The sequence below is a fragment of the Arthrobacter sp. Cza30 genome, assembly GCF_059090765.1.
This window is the reverse complement of record NZ_JBNHGA010000006.1, coordinates 389,574-407,085: the sequence shown is the minus strand read 5'-3', so window position 1 is coordinate 407,085 and position 17,512 is coordinate 389,574. Positions and strand designations below refer to the sequence as shown.

At 66.1% G+C, this 17,512-nt stretch carries 20 protein-coding genes; 13 read left to right on the top strand and 7 right to left on the bottom strand.

Going from position 1 to position 17,512, the window contains the following annotated elements; translation table 11 throughout:
- Positions 1-24: 24 nt before the first annotated feature.
- The gene (locus AC5RVZ_RS22560) at positions 25-1,092 is read left to right on the top strand and encodes a quinone-dependent dihydroorotate dehydrogenase (RefSeq protein WP_494067871.1); all 1,068 of its coding nucleotides are present in this window, start codon (positions 25-27) and stop codon (positions 1,090-1,092) included.
- A gap of 166 nt (positions 1,093-1,258) precedes the next feature.
- Here the strand turns inward: AC5RVZ_RS22560 and AC5RVZ_RS22555 are convergent, their stop codons facing one another.
- Positions 1,259-1,843, bottom strand: a complete 585-nt coding sequence (locus AC5RVZ_RS22555) for a DUF3043 domain-containing protein (RefSeq protein ID WP_494067870.1) — start codon at positions 1,841-1,843, stop codon at positions 1,259-1,261.
- Positions 1,844-1,952: 109 nt separating this feature from the next.
- On the opposite strand from AC5RVZ_RS22555, the gene AC5RVZ_RS22550 reads away from it, so the two are divergent.
- The 6 genes from AC5RVZ_RS22550 (at position 1,953) to AC5RVZ_RS22525 (ending at position 7,950) form a co-directional block, all read left to right on the top strand.
- Positions 1,953-3,332 (top strand): dipeptidase, encoded by a 1,380-nt coding sequence (locus AC5RVZ_RS22550; protein ID WP_494067869.1) that lies wholly within the window; start codon positions 1,953-1,955, stop codon positions 3,330-3,332.
- A gap of 138 nt (positions 3,333-3,470) precedes the next feature.
- A complete protein-coding gene (locus tag AC5RVZ_RS22545; protein WP_493978415.1) occupies positions 3,471-3,857 on the top strand; it encodes a HesB/IscA family protein in 387 nt (128 codons plus the stop codon).
- A gap of 173 nt (positions 3,858-4,030) precedes the next feature.
- Positions 4,031-4,876 carry an aa3-type cytochrome oxidase subunit II gene (gene ctaC, locus AC5RVZ_RS22540; protein WP_494067868.1) on the top strand — a complete coding sequence of 282 codons (846 nt, stop codon included), beginning with the start codon at positions 4,031-4,033 and terminating at the stop codon, positions 4,874-4,876.
- Between the two features lie 17 nt (positions 4,877-4,893).
- Positions 4,894-6,621 carry an aa3-type cytochrome oxidase subunit I gene (gene ctaD / locus AC5RVZ_RS22535; RefSeq protein ID WP_494067867.1) on the top strand — a complete coding sequence of 576 codons (1,728 nt, stop codon included), beginning with the start codon at positions 4,894-4,896 and terminating at the stop codon, positions 6,619-6,621.
- A 2-nt stretch (positions 6,622-6,623) separates the two neighbouring features.
- On the top strand, positions 6,624-7,025 hold the full coding sequence (locus tag AC5RVZ_RS22530; RefSeq protein ID WP_494067866.1) for a cytochrome c oxidase subunit 4: 402 nt from the start codon (positions 6,624-6,626) through the stop codon (positions 7,023-7,025).
- 139 nt (positions 7,026-7,164) lie between these two features.
- Complete coding sequence (locus tag AC5RVZ_RS22525; protein ID WP_494067865.1) at positions 7,165-7,950, top strand: GntR family transcriptional regulator; 786 nt, start codon at positions 7,165-7,167, stop codon at positions 7,948-7,950.
- A 385-nt stretch (positions 7,951-8,335) separates the two neighbouring features.
- Here the strand turns inward: AC5RVZ_RS22525 and qcrB are convergent, their stop codons facing one another.
- The 4 genes from qcrB to ctaE all read right to left on the bottom strand — a co-directional run bounded on the left by qcrB (position 8,336) and on the right by ctaE (position 12,637).
- A complete protein-coding gene (qcrB, locus tag AC5RVZ_RS22520) occupies positions 8,336-9,982 on the bottom strand; it encodes a cytochrome bc1 complex cytochrome b subunit (protein ID WP_494067864.1) in 1,647 nt (548 codons plus the stop codon).
- A gap of 2 nt (positions 9,983-9,984) precedes the next feature.
- Positions 9,985-11,013, bottom strand: coding sequence for a cytochrome bc1 complex Rieske iron-sulfur subunit (gene qcrA, locus AC5RVZ_RS22515; RefSeq protein WP_493978421.1), 1,029 nt, complete (start codon positions 11,011-11,013; stop codon positions 9,985-9,987).
- 91 nt (positions 11,014-11,104) lie between these two features.
- On the bottom strand, positions 11,105-11,917 hold the full coding sequence (gene qcrC / locus AC5RVZ_RS22510; protein ID WP_494067863.1) for a cytochrome bc1 complex diheme cytochrome c subunit: 813 nt from the start codon (positions 11,915-11,917) through the stop codon (positions 11,105-11,107).
- An 81-nt stretch (positions 11,918-11,998) separates the two neighbouring features.
- Entirely contained in the window at positions 11,999-12,637 is a 639-nt protein-coding gene (gene ctaE, locus AC5RVZ_RS22505) for an aa3-type cytochrome oxidase subunit III (RefSeq protein ID WP_494067862.1), read from the bottom strand.
- Between the two features lie 148 nt (positions 12,638-12,785).
- On the opposite strand from ctaE, the gene trpD reads away from it, so the two are divergent.
- A complete protein-coding gene (trpD, locus tag AC5RVZ_RS22500) occupies positions 12,786-13,838 on the top strand; it encodes an anthranilate phosphoribosyltransferase (RefSeq protein WP_493999748.1) in 1,053 nt (350 codons plus the stop codon).
- 87 nt (positions 13,839-13,925) lie between these two features.
- Here the strand turns inward: trpD and AC5RVZ_RS22495 are convergent, their stop codons facing one another.
- Together AC5RVZ_RS22495 and AC5RVZ_RS22490 are read right to left on the bottom strand one after the other, a co-directional pair.
- Positions 13,926-14,207, bottom strand: a complete 282-nt coding sequence (locus AC5RVZ_RS22495) for an Lrp/AsnC family transcriptional regulator (RefSeq protein ID WP_493978425.1) — start codon at positions 14,205-14,207, stop codon at positions 13,926-13,928.
- A 47-nt stretch (positions 14,208-14,254) separates the two neighbouring features.
- A complete protein-coding gene (locus AC5RVZ_RS22490; RefSeq protein WP_494067861.1) occupies positions 14,255-14,662 on the bottom strand; it encodes a DUF3054 domain-containing protein in 408 nt (135 codons plus the stop codon).
- A 123-nt stretch (positions 14,663-14,785) separates the two neighbouring features.
- Here AC5RVZ_RS22490 and AC5RVZ_RS22485 point away from each other — a divergent pair, with 123 nt between their 5' ends.
- The 5 genes from AC5RVZ_RS22485 to AC5RVZ_RS22465 all read left to right on the top strand — a co-directional run bounded on the left by AC5RVZ_RS22485 (position 14,786) and on the right by AC5RVZ_RS22465 (position 17,474).
- Complete coding sequence (locus AC5RVZ_RS22485) at positions 14,786-15,160, top strand: VOC family protein (protein WP_494067860.1); 375 nt, start codon at positions 14,786-14,788, stop codon at positions 15,158-15,160.
- Positions 15,161-15,222: 62 nt separating this feature from the next.
- Positions 15,223-15,810: a sigma factor-like helix-turn-helix DNA-binding protein gene (locus AC5RVZ_RS22480; protein WP_494067859.1), complete on the top strand. Its 588-nt coding sequence runs from the start codon at positions 15,223-15,225 to the stop codon at positions 15,808-15,810.
- A complete protein-coding gene (locus AC5RVZ_RS22475) occupies positions 15,807-16,331 on the top strand; it encodes a hypothetical protein (RefSeq protein WP_494067858.1) in 525 nt (174 codons plus the stop codon). Before AC5RVZ_RS22480 ends, AC5RVZ_RS22475 begins: the two co-directional genes overlap by 4 nt.
- Positions 16,332-16,557: 226 nt before the next feature.
- On the top strand, positions 16,558-16,887 hold the full coding sequence (locus AC5RVZ_RS22470) for a hypothetical protein (RefSeq protein WP_494067857.1): 330 nt from the start codon (positions 16,558-16,560) through the stop codon (positions 16,885-16,887).
- Positions 16,888-16,997: 110 nt separating this feature from the next.
- Positions 16,998-17,474 carry a VOC family protein gene (locus AC5RVZ_RS22465; protein ID WP_494067856.1) on the top strand — a complete coding sequence of 159 codons (477 nt, stop codon included), beginning with the start codon at positions 16,998-17,000 and terminating at the stop codon, positions 17,472-17,474.
- Positions 17,475-17,512: the final 38 nt, after the last annotated feature.

Here is a 17,512-nt window from a genome sequence, read left to right as displayed (position 1 = left end):
GCCTCCGCACGGAAAACTAGGACCATGCGCCTCTACCCCGCCTTCTTCCGCGCCGCGTTCTCCTGGATGGACGCCGAGCGTGCCCACCGAATCGGTTTCCAGCTCATCCGCGCCGCGCACCGGTGCGGGGCCGGGGCAGTGCTGCGCCGCGTCACCCGCCCGGATCCGTCCCTGGCCACCGAGGCGCTGGGCCTGACCTTCCCCTCGCCGTTCGGCCTGGCAGCGGGCTTCGACAAGGAAGGTTTCGGCATCGAGGCGCTGGCCGACCTGGGTTTCGGCGCGGTGGAGGTCGGCACCATCACCGGGAGCGCGCAGCCGGGCAACGCGCAGCCCCGACTGTTCCGGCTGGTCGAGGACCGCGCCGTGATCAACCGGATGGGCTTCAATAACGACGGCGCAGCCGCCGTCGCGCCGCGGATCGCCGCCGCCCGGCGCGGCCTGGCTTCCCGATACGGCACGCTCCGGCCCGTCATCGGCGTGAACATCGGCAAGACCAAGGTGGTGGAACTGGCCGATGCCACCGAGGACTACCTGAAGAGCACCCGGCTGTTGGCCCGGTCCGCCGACTACCTCGTGGTCAACGTTTCATCGCCGAACACGCCCGGACTGCGGCTGCTGCAGAACGTGGAGACGCTGCGACCGCTGCTGCGGGCAGTGGGGGAGACCGCCGATTCCGCGGCCGGCCGCCATGTCCCGTTGCTGGTGAAGATCGCCCCGGACCTCAGCGACGAGGACATCGACGACGTCGCCCGGCTCGCGCTGGAACTGAACCTGGACGGCATCATCGCGACCAACACGACGGTTTCCCGCGAGGGTCTTGTCTCGGACCAAAGCAAGATCGCTGCCTGCGGCGAGGGCGGCCTCTCCGGCGCACCGCTGAAGCAGCGCTCCCTCGACGTGCTGCGCCGGCTGCGCACCGCCGTCGGGGACGACCTGGCGCTGATATCCGTCGGCGGTGTCGAGACGGCCGGCGACGTGCAGCAGCGGCTGGACGCCGGTGCCACCCTGGTGCAGGGCTATACGGCGTTCCTGTACGAGGGGCCCTTCTGGGCCGGCCGCATCAACCGCGGCCTGGCCAAGCGCCGGCGCTGAACGGCCCTGCACGGCGTCATTCCGAAACCGGGCCGAGCCATCCGGAGCCCGGCCGGGCCTCGAGGGCATGCAATAGGGCCGGGAGCCGCAATGCTCCCGACCCTTGGTATGCGAAAGGGTCGGGAGCCGCGATGCTCCCGACCCTTCGACCGGTCCCTCCCCTGGATCAGGCGGGGTATTCGCCGCGCTTGACCTGCGGCTTCGGCAGGCGCATCCGGCGCAGCTGCAGCCCGCGCATGACGCCGTACCAGACCGCCCCGCGCTCGACCTCGCCAAACTTGGCGGCCAGGCGCTTCTTGAGCTGGCGGCCGAGGATGAAGGCGTCGATGGCGACCAGCGCCAGCAGCACCCAGAAGCCGAACAGGATGAACGCCTGGACGTTGAGGTCGCGGATAAAGCTGAGGACCACGAAGATGAGGGCGAAGACAATCAGGAACTCGCCCAGCACCCAGCGGGCGTCCACGAAGTCGCGGACGAAGCGCTTCTGCGGCCCCTTGTCGCGCAGCGGCAGAAAGCGCTCGTCGCCGGTGTTCATGGCCTCGCGCATCTTCAGCCGCTGATCCGCCATGGCGGCCCGGTTGGCCTCCTTGGCGGCCTTGCGGTCATTTGGGACCAGGGGGCGCTTGCGCGCAGCTTCCTGGTCCTTGCGCCGGGGCGTGGGCGCGCCCTTGCCGTATCGAGGCTGCTGGGCGTCGTTGGCCTGGTCGATGGTTTCCTGGGGCGTGGGAGCCTCTTTTTTACGTCCGAACACCAGTCAAGAATACCGGACCGCATACGGCCGTTGTCCCCCTTGGGGCCCGCGCCGCCGGGGCAGCCACGGGGCATCGTCGCGACGGTGCCCGGGCGATAGGGTGTCGACTATGACCAATGTGAACGTAGACGAACTTGCGGCCGCCGTCGACGCCGGCATGGGGCTCACCATCTCCTCGTTGGAACAGCTGGTTTCCATCCCGGGGATCGCCTGGCCGGCCTTCGACCCGGAGGACCTGGCGCGCAGCGCGGATGCCGTAGCCGGCATGGTCCGGGAGCTGGGCCTGGAGGACGTACAGATCCTCAGCGTGGCGAACGGCGAGGCCGCCGGCGGCCCCGCCGTCGTGGCCCGCCGCCCGGCCGCGCCGGGCAAGCCGACCGTCCTGCTGTATGCCCACCACGACGTGCAGCCGCCGGGGGACCCGGCGCTCTGGCGGACGGAACCGTTCAAGGCCACCGAGATCGACGGCCGCCTCTATGGGCGCGGAACCGCCGACGACAAGGCCGGGATCATGGTCCACTTGGCCTCGCTGCGTACGCTGCTGGAGGTCCTCGGCGACGATTTCGGGCTCGGCATCACGTTGTTCTTCGAGGGGGAGGAGGAGGCCGGTTCGCCAAGCTTCCGCCCGTTCCTCGAGACACACCGCGAACTGCTGCGGGCAGACGCCATCATCGTCGCCGACTCCAGCAACTGGAAGGTCGGCATCCCGGCACTGACCACCAGCCTGCGCGGTCTGGTGGACGGCACCGTGGAGCTGCGGGTGCTGGAACACGCCGTCCATTCGGGCATGTTCGGCGGGCCGCTGCTGGATGCGCCCACGCTGCTGTCCCGGCTGATCGCCACCTTCCACGACGACGACGGGGCGGTCGCCATCGAGGGCCTCGTTTCGGCTCCCGCCGCCTCGGTGGACTATCCGGAAGAAGACTTCCGCCGCGATTCGTCGGTGCTCGAGTCCGTGCGGCTCGCGGGCACCGGCAGCATTGCCGACCGGCTCTGGAACAAGCCGGCCCTGTCGGTGATCGGCTTTGACGCCCCCAGCGTCGAGCTCGCGTCCAACACCTTGATTCCCGCCGCCCGCGCCAAGATCAGCCTCCGGCTGGCACCGGGACAGGATCCGGACCGGGCGATGGAAGCGGTGGCCGCGCACGTTGCCGCCCATGCGCCCTTCGGCGCCGCCGCCACCTTCGTGCCGGGGGAGCGCGGCCACGCGTTCGCCACCGACACCTCCGCGCCCGCGGCCCAGGCGTCGCTGTGGGCCCTGGAGCAGGCGTGGGGCACACTGCCGGTGGAGGCCGGCATGGGCGGTTCCATCCCGTTCATCGCCGACCTCACGGAAGTCTATCCGGAGGCACAGATCCTGATCACCGGCGTCGAAGACCCCGACTCGAGGGCGCACTCGGCCAACGAGTCGCTGCATCTCGGCGACTTCCGCAATGCGGTCCTGGCCCAGGCCCTGCTCCTGGCACGGTTGAACAGCGAAAGACTCTAGGCCTGTTCGGGCCAGGCTGGAGGCGGGGGAGAGTTATCCCATTTCGGCCCACCAGACGTACGATGGATGGGAAGCCCGACGCACCACTGAGTAATAGCAGCAGGTCACCGGACGGCCCGAAATAGATAAGGAAGTGCAATGAGCGCAACGACCAACTCGTCCGCCCCCACCACGGCACCCGAAGCGGCAGAACTGCCCACGCATGAAGTGGCTTTGACCGACGTCGCCGCCGGAAAGGTCCGCAGCCTCCTGGAACAGGAAGGCCGCACGGATCTGCGCCTGCGCGTTGCCGTACAGCCGGGCGGATGCTCCGGCCTGATCTACCAGCTGTACTTCGACGAGCGGATGCTCGACGGGGACGCTGTCCGTGATTTCGACGGGGTCGAGGTCGTCGTCGACAAGATGAGCGTTCCTTACCTCTCGGGCGCCTCGATCGACTTCGAGGACACGATTTCCAAGCAGGGCTTCACCATCGACAATCCGAATGCCGGTGGCTCCTGCGCCTGTGGAGACTCCTTCCACTAAGGGCCTGCAGGGCGCTCTCCGGCCGCCGGAACGGCCGACGCACGGGGGAGCCTGTCACATGGAAGTCATGTGGGCGGGTAAGCTCTACAGTGAGTAGTAAAACTGGATATGCGGCCAAGCTCAGCTCTGCCATGGCCGCATCACTTGCACGAAACAAAGAGGAAGGGCCGTCTGTGAGTTCGCAGGTTCGAACCGGCAGTCGACGCGCCAAAATCGCCAAGGCTACAGGTCTGGGTGCACTCGGTGCGTTGTTGTTGACGGGATGTTCAGAAGAAGTCCGTTTGGGTTGGTTGCCCACCGAGCGGGACGTTACCAACCACACGCCCGAAATCATTGATTTGTGGGTCAACGGATGGATCGCCGCGCTGGCCGTCGGAGTCGTGACCTGGGGCCTGATCCTCTGGTGCATTATCGCGTACCGCCGCCGCAAGGACGAAACGGGTTACCCGCGCCAGCTGAGCTACAACCTGCCGCTGGAGATCTTCTACACCGCGGTTCCCGTGGTCATGGTCATGGTCTTCTTCTACTTCACGGACAAGACCACGTCCAACATCACCGAGCGGGTGGACAACCCCGACGTCGTCGTCGACGTGCGCGGCAAGCAGTGGGCCTGGGACTTCAACTACGTCAAGCAGGACAAGTACTTTGCCGGCGTGCAGGCCCACCTGACCGGCGAGACCGGCGTCCCGGAGACCCTGCCCACGCTGTACCTGCCGGTGAACCAGAGCGTGGAGCTGCAGATCAACTCCCGCGACGTCATCCACTCGTTCTGGGTCCCCGCCTTCCTGCAGAAGGTGGACATGATCCCGGGCAAGACCAACTACCTGAACTTCACCCCCACCCGTGAGGGCATCTACGACGGCAAGTGCGCCGAGCTGTGTGGCGAGTACCACTCCGAAATGCTCTTCCGTGTCGCGGTGGTCTCCGAGGCTGAATTCGACGCTCAGATGGCGCGGCTCAAGGACGGCCAGCTTGGCGAAGAGTACGACCGCAACCCCTACGCTGAAGCGTCTGAGTAAAGGAGCGAGGGCCACAAGTGTCAACGTACGAATACACAGCTGACGACCGGGCTACCACGGTAGCTCCGCGCGTCGTGCCGGTGTCCAAGGGGCGCATCGTCGTCAACTGGATCACCTCCACGGATCACAAGACCATCGGGTACATGTACCTGATCGCGTCGTTCATCTTCTTCTGCCTCGGTGGCGTGATGGCCCTGGTCATCCGTGCCGAACTGTTCGAGCCCGGAATGCAGATCCTGCAGACCAAGGAACAGTACAACCAGCTGTTCACCATGCACGGCACGGTGATGCTGCTGATGTTCGCCACGCCGCTGTTCGCCGGCTTCGCCAACGTCATCATGCCGCTGCAGATCGGCGCCCCCGACGTAGCGTTCCCGCGCCTGAACGCGCTGGCTTTCTGGTTCTTCCTGTTCGGCAGCATCATCGCGGTGGCCGGCTTCATCACCCCGCAGGGCGCCGCTTCCTTCGGCTGGTTCGCCTATGCACCGTTGTCCAACACCACCTTCTCCCCGGGAGTCGGCGGGGACTTGTGGGTCTTTGGTTTGGCGCTGTCCGGCTTCGGCACCATCCTCGGTTCGGTCAACTTCATCACCACGATCATCACCATGCGCGCCCCCGGCCTGACCATGTGGCGCATGCCGATCTTCACCTGGAACACGCTGGTTACCGCCATCCTCGTCATGATGGCTTTCCCGCCCCTGGCCTCCGCGCTGTTCGCCCTCGGTGCCGACCGGCGCTTGGGCGCGCACATCTTCAACCCGGAGAACGGCGGCGCCATCCTCTGGCAGCACCTGTTCTGGTTCTTCGGCCACCCCGAGGTCTACATCATCGCCCTGCCGTTCTTCGGCATCGTTTCCGAGATCTTCCCGGTGTTCAGCCGCAAGCCGATCTTCGGCTACAAGGGCCTGGTCTACGCCACGATCGCCATCGCGGCGCTGTCAGTGACGGTGTGGGCCCACCACATGTACGTCACCGGCTCGGTGCTGCTGCCGTTCTTCGCCTTCATGACGATGCTCATCGCGGTGCCAACCGGGGTGAAGTTCTTCAACTGGATCGGCACCATGTGGCGCGGATCGATCACCTTCGAGACGCCTATGCTGTGGAGCCTGGGCTTCCTGGCCACCTTCCTGTTCGGCGGCCTGACCGGCATCATCCTGGCGTCGCCGCCGCTGGACTTCCACGTCTCCGATACCTACTTCGTGGTGGCGCACTTCCACTACGTGGTCTTCGGTACGGTCGTGTTCGCGATGTTCGCGGGCTTCTACTTCTGGTGGCCCAAGTGGACCGGCAAGATGCTCAACGAGCGCCTCGGCAAGATCCACTTCTGGATGCTGTTCCTGGGCTTCCACGGCACCTTCCTCATCCAGCACTGGCTCGGCGTCGAGGGCATGCCCCGTCGCTACGCCGACTACATGCCGGAAGACGGGTTCACCGCGATGAACCAGTTCTCCACGGTGGCATCCTTCGTGTTGGGCGCCTCGATGATCCCGTTCTTCTGGAACGTCTACATCACCTGGCGCAACGGCAAGAAGGTCGAGGTCGACGACCCCTGGGGCTTCGGTGCTTCGCTTGAGTGGGCGACCTCCTGCCCGCCGCCGCGGCACAACTTCACCTCGCTGCCCCGCATCCGGTCGGAGCGCCCCGCGCTGGACCTGCACCACCCGGAGCTGGCGCCGCGGCACACCCCGACGACTCCGGCACCGGTGGCCCAGATGGCCGGTCCCGCTGACCAGAAGGACGCATAACTGTGAAGATTGAAGCCTGGCTATTCATTGCGCTTGCGCCGTTCTTCGCCCTCGTTGCCACCGTCTACGGCTACATGGGGAACTGGGAGGAGCCCGTCGGCTGGCTGGCGCTGTACCTGACGGCCGGACTGTCCCTGATGATTGGCGGTTACCTCTGGTTCACGGCGCGGCGCATCGGTGCCCGTCCGGAGGACCGGGTAGACGCCGAAATCCATGAGGGTGCCGGCGAGCAGGGCATGTTCAGCCCGTGGAGCTGGTGGCCCATCGTGCTGGGTCTCGGTGCCGCCACTGGATTCATGGGCCTGGCGGTCGGCTGGTGGATCGTCTACATCTCAGTCGGCCTGACCACGGTGGCCATCATCGGCTGGGTCTACGAATACAGCCGCGGGGACCACGCGCACTAATACCCGCAGCTACCCGACGAAAGGGTCCGGAACCGTGAGGTTCCGGACCCTTTCGCGTACCCGCGGGGCCGGCCGGGCGCCGGGACGCTGGTCTAGACCGATAGAATGGGTGAATGCAACCGGCTGAACAGGAGGCCGCATGTCCGTGAACGCCGCCGCGATCGAGGGTGGGCTCGATGGCTCCTCCCGTACCGCGAAACACGTCCAGCTCAGGGACATTTTGCGCAGGCATGCCCAGGAACGCTGCGAACCCGGGGCCGCTTTTCCCTCGGAGAGGGAGCTGGCCGAACGCTTCGGCGTGGCGAGGATGACCGTACGCCAGGCGATCGACTCCCTCGTCGCCGAACAGGTGCTCGAACGCATTGTCGGCCTGGGGACCTTCGTGCGGCAGCCGAAGCTGGACCTGCAGGTCAAGCTCACCTCCTACAGCGAAGAGATGCAACGCCGCGGCATGGTTCCCGATGCCCGTGTCCTCAGCTTCGAGCAGATCGGCGCCACCCCGCTGGTCGCCCGCGAGTTGCAGATCGAGGAGGGGCAGCCCGTGGTGCGCTTCCGCCGCCTGCTGCTGGCGGACGCCGAACCGATGAGCGTGGACGAAAACTTCATTCCGGCGCAGCGGGTGCCCGGGATCCTCGACGAGGGGCCGCCGTCGTCGCTGTACAACATCCTGAGCGAACGCTACGGACTGATCATGGAGTGGGGAGAGGACACCATCGAGGCAACCGCAGCCCAGCCCTCCATCGCGCGGCTCCTGAGCGTGGACATCGGATCGCCGCTGCTGAAGATCCAGCGGCATGCCTACGTCTCCAAGACCATGGTCGACTTCTCGATCTCGTATTACCGCGCGGACCGCTACAAGCTGTGGGTGCCGCTGCAACGGCCCGGGGGACGCGCGCCGCGTTCCTACAACGTCAAGCGCTTTTAAGGGCGCCAGAGGGCCGCTGGAGGCCGCCCGCGCCGCCAGCCTATCGTCGTCCGCCGTACAAGCCCTGCAGTGGGCGGACGGCCTCGCGCGTAGCCGCACATGCCGGCAAGGGGCAATGACCGCCGTCGCCGATAGCCCCGTTTGTCGGGGGCACACCGGCCCGCCCGTGGCACTAGGCGCCGCTGGACGTACCCGACAACCCAGGCCGCTTGCTGCGGCCGCACACGACCCCTGGAACCGCCGCAATGCCCCAGTGGCGGCAGCGCCGGGGGAGCGCAGCAGCTCGGTAGACGCAGGGTGCCTCACCGGCGGCGAGGCAAAGGGGCGAGTCAAAAGAGAATGGCCCCGGACCAGGTCCGGGGCCATTCTCTGTGCGGTTATTGCCTTAGCGGGCGGTGACTTCCGCCTTCTCGGCGGGTGCCTCAACCTCGGCGTGGTGGCTGTGTGCAGCCTCCAGCTCGGCCGGGGTAACCGGTGCCACACGGTCTTCGAAGAAGAACCGGGACAAGGCGCCGCGCAGCTTCTCGGAGCGCTTGACGTGGCCAGCCCTGTTCGGCTGCGCCGGGATCACCTCGGGCGACTCGTAGCTGACCAGCCGGTACTGCTTGTACTCGTTCAGCGGCTCGTGGACCTCGATGAACTCACCATGCGGCAGGCGGACAATGCGTCCGGTCTCCCGGCCATGGAGGGCGATCTCCCGGTCCTTGCGCTGCAGCGCCAGGCAAATGCGGCGCGTGACGATGAAGCCGAGGATCGGGCCCAGGAAGAACAGCGCACGCAGCCAGTACGTCACGTCGTTGAGCGACACGTGGAAGTGCGTGGCGATCAAGTCGGAGCTGGCAGCTGCCCACATCACCGAGTAGAAGACGATGCCGGCGACGCCGGTGGCGGTGCGGAACGGGACGTTGCGCGGGCGGTCCAGGATGTGGTGCTCGCGGGTGTCCTTGGTCACCCAGCTTTCGATCCACGGCCAGGCGAACATCACGGTGAACAGCAGGGCGGCCGGGCCGAGGGCCGGGAGGAGCACGTTCAGCGAAATGGTCCGGCCGAAGATCACGAACTCGCCCACGCCGGGCATCAGGCGCAGCGCGCCGTCCACCCAGCCGATGTACCAGTCAGGCTGGGTACCGGCCGAAACGGGGGAGGGGTCGTAGGGGCCGTAGTCCCAGATCGCCAGGATCTGGAAGTTCGCCGCAATGACGGCCAGGATGCCGAAGACAACGAAGAAGAAGCCGCCTGCCTTGGCCGCGTAGACCGGGCCAATCGGGAAGCCGACGACGTTGGTCTCGGAACGGCCGGGGCCGGGGTACTGGGTGTGCTTGTGCACGACAACCATGAACAGGTGGACGGCGATCATCAGGAGGATCAAGGCCGGGACCAGCAGGATGTGCAGCACGTACAGGCGGCCCACGATGTCCGTACCCGGGAACTCGCCGCCGAACAGCAGCAGCGAAATGTAGGTACCAACCAGCGGGATTGCCTTGATGACGCCGTCGATGATGCGCAGGCCGTTACCGGAGAGCAGGTCGTCCGGCAGGGAGTAGCCGGTGAAGCCGGCAGCCAGGGCCAGGATCAACAGGACGCAGCCGACAACCCAGTTCAGCTCACGCGGGCGGCGGAACGCACCCGTGAAGAACACGCGCAGCATGTGGAAAGAGACCGAGGCAACGAACAGCAGCGCAGACCAGTGGTGCAGCTGGCGCATGAACAGGCCGCCGCGGATCTCGAACGAGATCTCCAGGGTGGACTGGTAGGCGACGGACATTTCGACGCCCTTGAGCGGCACATACGGTCCGTCGTATGTGGTATGAGCCATCGAAGGATCGAAGAAGAACGTCAGGAACGTTCCGGTGAGCAGCAGGATGACGAAGGAGTACAGTGCCACTTCGCCGAACATGAAGGACCAGTGGTCGGGGAAGATCTTCCGGCCGAATTCCTTGACGATCCCCGAACCGCCGACGCGGGTATCGACGAAGTTGGTGATCCGTCCGGCCCGCGTCTTGGGTACGTAGGTATCAGTTGAAGCGCTCATGCTTAGCCACGCTCCCAGTAGCTAGGTCCGACAGGTTCATGGAAATCGCTTGTGGCGATCAGGTAGCCCTCGTCGTCGACGCTGATCGGCAGCTGGGGAAGGGCGTGTGCGGCCGGGCCGAACACAACCTTGCATTCCTGTGCCGCATCGAAGGTCGACTGGTGGCAAGGGCAGAGCAGGTGGTGCGTGTGCTGTTCGTACAGCGCCACCGGGCAGCCAACGTGAGTGCAGATCTTGGAGTACGCAACGATGCCATTGTAGTTCCAGTCTTCGCGACCTGGGGAGACCTGGAGGACGTCGGGATTCAGGCGCATCAAGAGGACGACCGCCTTGGCCTTCTCCTCGAGCTTGTGCTCGGCCTCGTTGAGCCCCTCGGGGATGACGTGGAACGCGGAACCAATGGTGACATCCGAGGCCTTGATCGGGGTGCCGCTGGGGTCGCGGGTCAACCGGACACCTGCGTCCCACATGGTGTGCCGCAGCACCTCCGGGTTCAGGTCCTTGGACAGGTCGCGGAAAATGCCGATGGCCGGCAGGATAGCCAGCACGCCGGCGCCGATCAGGGTGTTGCGGATCAGCGGACGGCGGGAGATGCCGGATTCGTCCAGGACCTGGCCGATGATCTGCTCGGCGTCCTTGCGGTCTTCCTCGGTGCGGACCTCGTGGCGCTCTTCAACGATCTCGTGGTCCGGCATGAGGGTCTTGGCCCAGTGGACAATGCCCACGCCAATGCCCAGCATGGCAAAAGCGGTGCCCATGCCGAGGGTGAAGTTCTGCAGTCGCAGCGTTGCGGTGGTGTCATCCAAGCGGATGCCAAAGTACCCGACGAAGAAAAGTACGGTGCCGATGATGGAGATTACGAAGAGTATCGCAACCTGGCGTTCGGCTCGCTTTTCCGCCCGGGGATCTTTGTCGGCACGGCGCGGGCGGTGCGGGGGGAGTCCAGGATCCTGAAACTTCTCCACGTCGCTCTGACCAGCCGTAGCAACGGTGCCCGAGGTGTTCGGACTGCCGTGACTATGGTCGCCCATGATCCCTCTCATCCTTCTCTAAATAGTTCAAAACTCATTAATGACTGTTGGCGCTTCTCCGGCGGCCCGTTGGGGCCGCCGGAAGCGAAGGTTAGGAAGACCGCTGGGTCAGCCAGATGGTGAACGCGATGACCACGCCCAATCCAAGCGTCCACATCAGCAGGCCCTCGGACACGGGGCCGAGCCCGCCAAGGGCGAACCCACCGGGGGAGGGCTGCTCTTCGATGGTCTTCAGGAAGGCGATGACGTCGCGCTTCTCCTCCGGGGAGATGTTCGCGTCGCTGAACACCGGCATGTTCTGCGGACCGGTGGCCATGGCCTCGTAGATGTGCGCTTCGCTGACGCCGGCAAGCGCCGGCGCGAACTTGCCGCGCGTCAGGGCACCACCTGCTGCGGCGGCGTTGTGGCACATGGCGCAGTTGACCCGGAAGATCTCGCCGCCGGCGGCAGGATCACCCTGGGAGACGTCGAGGAATTCATCCGACGGAATCGCGGGACCGGCACCGAGGGAGGCTACGTAAGCCGCCAGCTGCATGGTCTGCTCTTCGTTGAACTGGTTCGGCTTTTCCATTGCCTGGGGGCCGGACATCTGCATGGGCATACGGCCGGTTCCTACCTGGAAGTCCACGGCTGCGGCGCCGACGCCGATCAGCGACGGACCGGCCTGGTTGCCGTGCGCACCCTCCGGGGCCCCGACAGCACCGATTCCGTGACAAGTTGCGCAGTTCGCCACGAAGAGCTTCTCGCCCTCTTCGATGTCCTGCGCGGAAAAGGTGGTGGTTTGGGCCTTGGCCTCGTTGACGTTCCCGGCAACGGCGTACAGTCCGCCGGTGACGAGCAGTCCCATGAGCAGCAGGGCAACGGCCGCCAGGGGATGTCGTCGCCTCTGGGAGAGTGCCTTCACTTGTTGGTTCCTAACTTTGCGGTGCGTGTGCGTAGATGTTCGGCCGGCTGGTCCGCAGCGAGGCGCGGACCTTTCTGCCGTCTACTTAAGGAAGTAGATGATGATGAAGAGAGCGATCCACACGACGTCGACGAAGTGCCAGTAGTACGACGTGACGATGGCCGACGTGGCTTCGAAATGGCCGAACTTCTTGGCGACGTAGGCGCGGCCGATGATCAGCAGGAAAGCGATGAGGCCGCCTGTGACGTGGAGGCCGTGGAAGCCGGTGGTGATGTAGAACGCCGAACCGTAGGAATTCGAGGACATCGAGACGCCTTCGGAGACGAGCATCGCGTATTCGTAGGCCTGGACGGAGACGAAGATGGCGCCGAGGAAGAATGTCAGCAGGAACCATTCGACCATGCCCCACTTGGCGACATTGAAGAGCCCGCCGGAGCGGCGGGCCTGCAAGCGCTCTGCGGCGAAGACGCCGTACTGGCAGGTGAAGGAGCTGGACACCAGGATGATGGTGTTGGCCAGCGCAAACGGAACATTCAACTTCGCGGTTTCCATCGCCCACATCTCGCCGGAGGTGGCGCGGAGGGTGAAGTACATAGCGAAAAGGCCGGCAAAGAACATCAGCTCGCTGGAGAGCCACACAACGGTTCCGACGGAAACCAGGTTGGGGCGATTCAGCGTTGGATGCGCCGGGGTACTGGGGGCATGGGTTGCAGTTGTCACAAGGCCATTATGTCTATAAATCTGCCTACTTCACCAATGCATTTGAACGCGTGGCGCCGCGTTCCGGTTCCTGAACCGCTGGATTCCGCGGAACGGCGCGGAAGTTAACAATCCGGAAGTTTCTACAAAACGTAGATAACCTAGTGAAGTGACGACCGAACCCAACGCTCAGAACACACCCACCTGGCCTGAACTGATCTCTGCCCTGATCTCCCGGCAGGACCTCACTGCGGCCCAAACCCAGTGGGCGATGAACACGATCATGTCCGGCGGGGCCTCCGACGCGCAGATGGCCGGCTTCCTGGTCGCGCTGCGGGCGAAGGGGGAGACAGTCGATGAGCTGACCGGCCTGGTGGAGGCCATGGTCGGCAACGCCCGGCCGATCGACATCCCGGGGGAGAAGCTGGACATCGTCGGCACCGGCGGGGACCGGCAGAACACCGTCAACATCTCGTCCATGGCCGCCCTGGTGTGCGCGGGGGCCGGGGCTCGGATCGTCAAGCACGGAAACCGCGCCGCGTCGTCGTCGTCCGGTTCTGCCGATGTGATCGAAGCCCTCGGTGTGCGCCTGGACCTCCCGGTGGACCGCGTGGCACAAACCGCCGTCGAAGCGGGGATCACGTTCTGCTTCGCGCAGGTGTTCCACCCCTCCATGCGCTATGCGGGCGCGGTGCGCGCGGAACTCGGCGTGGCCACGGCCTTCAATTTCATGGGTCCCATGACTAACCCGGCGAATCCCACGGCGGCCGCCATCGGCGTTGCCGATGCCCGGCTGGCGCCGCTCATCGCCGGCGTGCTGGCCGCCCGGGGCATCCGCGCGCTGGTCTTCCGCGGCGGGGACGGCCTGGATGAGCTGACCACCACGGGCCCCTCGTCGGTATGGGAGGTGCGCGGAGGCGCGGTGACGGAACACGACCTGGACCCGCTGGACCTCGGCATCCCCCGGGCAACGCTGGACGACCTGCGCGGCGGCGACGCCGCCGCGAATGCCGAAGTGGTGCGCCGCGTGCTCGCGGGGGACAAGGGGCCGGTGCGCGACGCCGTCGTCCTCAACGCGGCCGCCGCCCTGGTGGCCAACGAGGCAACAGCCGACGCCCCGCTGCTGGAGCGGCTGGCCGCCGGTTTGGAACGGGCCGAGGAAGCCATCGACAGCGGTGCCGCGGCCGAAGCGCTGCAGCGCTGGATCGACGCTACCCGCTGACTTCCCGGCCCGCGCGTGGGCCGCAACAGCTTAACAAGGAGTGCCCCGGACAGATTGTCCGGGGCACTTTGTCTGCGCGCGCGAAGCCTAGTGCTCGAACCCGAGCGAGAAGGCTGCATCCAGGTCATGCTTGGAATAGGCGCGGAAGGCGATGTGAGTGGTCGTTGCCTGCACGCCCTGGACCTTCGAGAGCCGGTCGGCGATGACATCGGCCAGCTCGTCGTGCTTGGCGACCCGGGCGACGGCGATCAAATCCCATTCGCCGGTGACCGAATAGACCTCGCTGATGCCCTCGATCTCGGAGATCTCCTGGGCGCACTCCGGAATCCGGGTCGCATCGGTGCGGATGAGAACGAATGCTGTAGCCACTGCACTGCCTTTCTGCTGGAACTGGGTGTTCTTCCCTCTATCCGAGGTTATTCCACCCGTCGGGCGAAACGTAGTTTGATGAACAGTGCGGCGGCCGCCCGCCACCCCAACAGCAGGGCGCCGAGGACCAGGAAGGCCACGATCTGGAAGGACAGCGCGAGCCCGCCGCCCGCCAGGCCGCGCAGGGTGAGCCCCAGGGCCACTGCGGCCAGCCAGACGGCGACCCCGGTCGGCCAGAGGGCGGCCGGCCGGCGCCAGGCGCGCGCGGCCAGCCAGCCCACGAGGGCCCCGGCCAGGAACGGGCTCGCGGTAATCAGGATTCCGGCCAGGGCCATTCCGTGTTCGTGCGTGTTTCGGCCCGCCGCCGCAAAAATGACGACGGCGGCCAGGTCCAGGGCGATCGATGCGGCCGCCAACGGGATGCCCGCGCGGAGCCGGGGCGATGTTTCAGTCACCCCTCCACACTATCGGGCACGCACGGGCGTACGATGCGAGGACGAGCCGGCCGGGGGCCGACGCCGTCCGCGGCAGTCGGGCAGGGGGCGAAGCCGGGCGGCGGAGGGGGAGGAGCGGTATCCATGAAGTTGGCACAGGCTGCGCTCGGTGTGCATGAGCTCGAGCGGGCCACCGCTTTCTACACCGACCTGCTCGGTTATCCGCCGGCCGGGGTCTTCGACCCTCCGGGCTTGGTGTTCTTCGATCTCGACGGCGTGCGACTGCTGCTGGAGGTGGGCGCGCCGGCCGCCCTATTGTACCTGCAGGTCGACTCGGTGCGGGACCGGATCGAGGAACTGCGCGCCCGGGGGATTGCGGTTGTCGAGGAACCACACATCATCTTCCGGCATGCCGATGACGCCCTGGGACCTGCCGGCATGGATGAGTGGATGGGGTTCATCCGCGACTCCGAAGGCAATCTCCTAGGGCTAGTCAGCCACCAGCCGGTGGAGCAGTAAGGTTGCATCCGCGCCTACAACCCTGCATACTTGTTGCCTGAGCCACAAGGAAGCAGATTTGTATGTATGTGTTGACGGTCGATCAGCGGCGCTCCCGCCGGCACGTGGACCTCGTCGAGGGCGCGCTCGGCGCCCTGAATGAGGACCCGTCCCGTCCGCTGGTGCGCGGTTTCGAACGCACCGCCGGCGACGAGATGCAGGCGGTCGTCGCCGACGCTGCCGTGGCGGCTGGTCTTGCCCTGGACCTGGCGGTCAGCAACCACTGGAGCGTGGGAATAGGCGTGGGCGGGGTCGTTACTCCGTTGCCGGCGTCTACCCGCGCGGGTTCCGGCGAGGCCTTCGAGCGCGCACGCGAAGCGGTGACCGCGGCCAAGACAGCGCCGGGCAACGTCGCCGTCTCCGGTGCCCGCGAGGAGGCCGGCCATGCCGAAGCGGTGCTGCAGTTGCTGGTGTCGGTGGCGCGGAAGCGCAGCAGGCAGGCGACCGAAGCCGGGATGCTCAGTGATGAAGGACTCACCCAGCAGCAAATCGCCGACCGGCTGGGAATCACACAGCAGGCCGTCTCCAGCAGGCTGCATAGTGGGCTCTGGCCGGAGTGGCGACGCGCACGGTTGGCGGCACAAGCGTTGCTGGAAGGGGCCGACCGATGAGCGTCATGGCACTGCTCGCGCTCTGCGTGGCCGCGGCCGTGGCGGCGCCCATGTACTTCGAGCGGTTCCAGGGGCGGGGCAACCGTTGGCTGTACGCCGCCAGCGCCGTGTCGCTGCTGCTCCTGGGCATTGCGGGATTGTTGGCGGTCCTGGGGTCCGGCGGCCTGGGCCCGGCAGCCTATGCGCTGGGCGTGGCGGCCGCCGCGATCGGCGGTGGCCCGGCCACCGTGACCATCCTGCGGTTGTCGTTCAATGCCTCGCACCCGGACAACCACACCGACCCCGAAGCATCCCCTGTGCTTCGCGGAGGGGCCTGGATCGGGGTTCTCGAGCGGACGGCCATCGCGGCCACCCTGCTGGCCGAGTGGCCGGAAGGATTGGCAGTTGTCCTCGCAGTAAAAGGCCTGGGCCGGTATTCGGAACTCGGTCAGTCCGGGGCGGCCGAGCGCTTTATCCTGGGCACCTTCGCGAGCGTGCTGTGGGCCGCGGCCGCTACCGGCATCGCGGTTCTCCTGCGCTGAGCGCAGGCGACGCCTGGGCATTCCCGGCCAAGCGGGCGGCGCCGGGTCAGCGGCGCAGTCCGTAATAGAAAGCACGGTCCCGCCCGGTGGTGCCGCCGCCCCCTGCAGGGCCCGCGTTCCGTCCCCACGAAATATTCCCCGCGGTCTGTTGCCCACGCCACATTCGTCCTCTTATGATGATCACCGGTCAAGGAGCGGCCATGGGGAACTCTTGAGGGGACAAAGCATGGATCCCAAACTGCGAGTGGTCGTCCGGCTGGATATCGATCGGGAATCCGCCAATATCGAAGTGCGCGGGCACGTGACAACCCGAAACATTGTGGCGCTGTATTCGTTGGTTCGCCGCACCAGCGCGCTTGCGCCCGGGCGGGGCGTCACCATCAACCTCCAGAATGCCCGGATTGAAGCTGCCGCCCTGGAGGAGCTTCACCGCTGCAGTGAAAGCAAGCGGCTTCCCGGTTATGCGGCCCCCGAAGGGGAGGGGTGCCGCCTGAAGGTGATAGACCCGGGTGGCACCGACGCCACGACCCTGCTGCTGGCCGCTGCCCCTGGCTGAGCCTGAGGCATCTCGCCCAGCCGCCGGTCCGCCCGGTGCACGTTGAAGTACCCGATTCATGGACGCCCGAGGGCGGTTCCGGTACGCCTGACATAGGGGAGGAGCCCATCATGCAGAAGATCACGCCGTGCCTGTGGTTCGACAGCGAGGCCGAAGAGGCGGCACAGTTCTACGTCCAGTTGTTCAAAAACTCGAAGATCCTCGACGTGTCGCACTACGGCGAGACCGGTCCGGGGTCGGAAGGCCAGGTGCTGACCGTAGAGTTCGAGTTGGACGGCCAGTCCTTCACGGCCCTGAATGGGGGAGCCCAGTTCACGTTTAATGAGGCCGTGTCCCTGCAGGTGGACTGTGAGGACCAGGCGGAGGTCGACCGGCTCTGGGACGCGCTGACCGCCGACGGCGGTGCCGAGAGCCAATGCGGATGGCTCAAGGACAAGTACGGGTTGTCCTGGCAGATCATTCCCTCGGTGCTGCCGCGGCTGATCGGCGGGCCGGATCCGCAGAAGGCGCAACGTGCCATGGAAGCCATGCTGCAGATGAGGAAGATCGACATCGGCGAACTGCAGCGCGCTTACGACGCCGGCTAGCGCCCTTTGCGCCCGGAGTCCCTTCCGGGTGCTCCCGC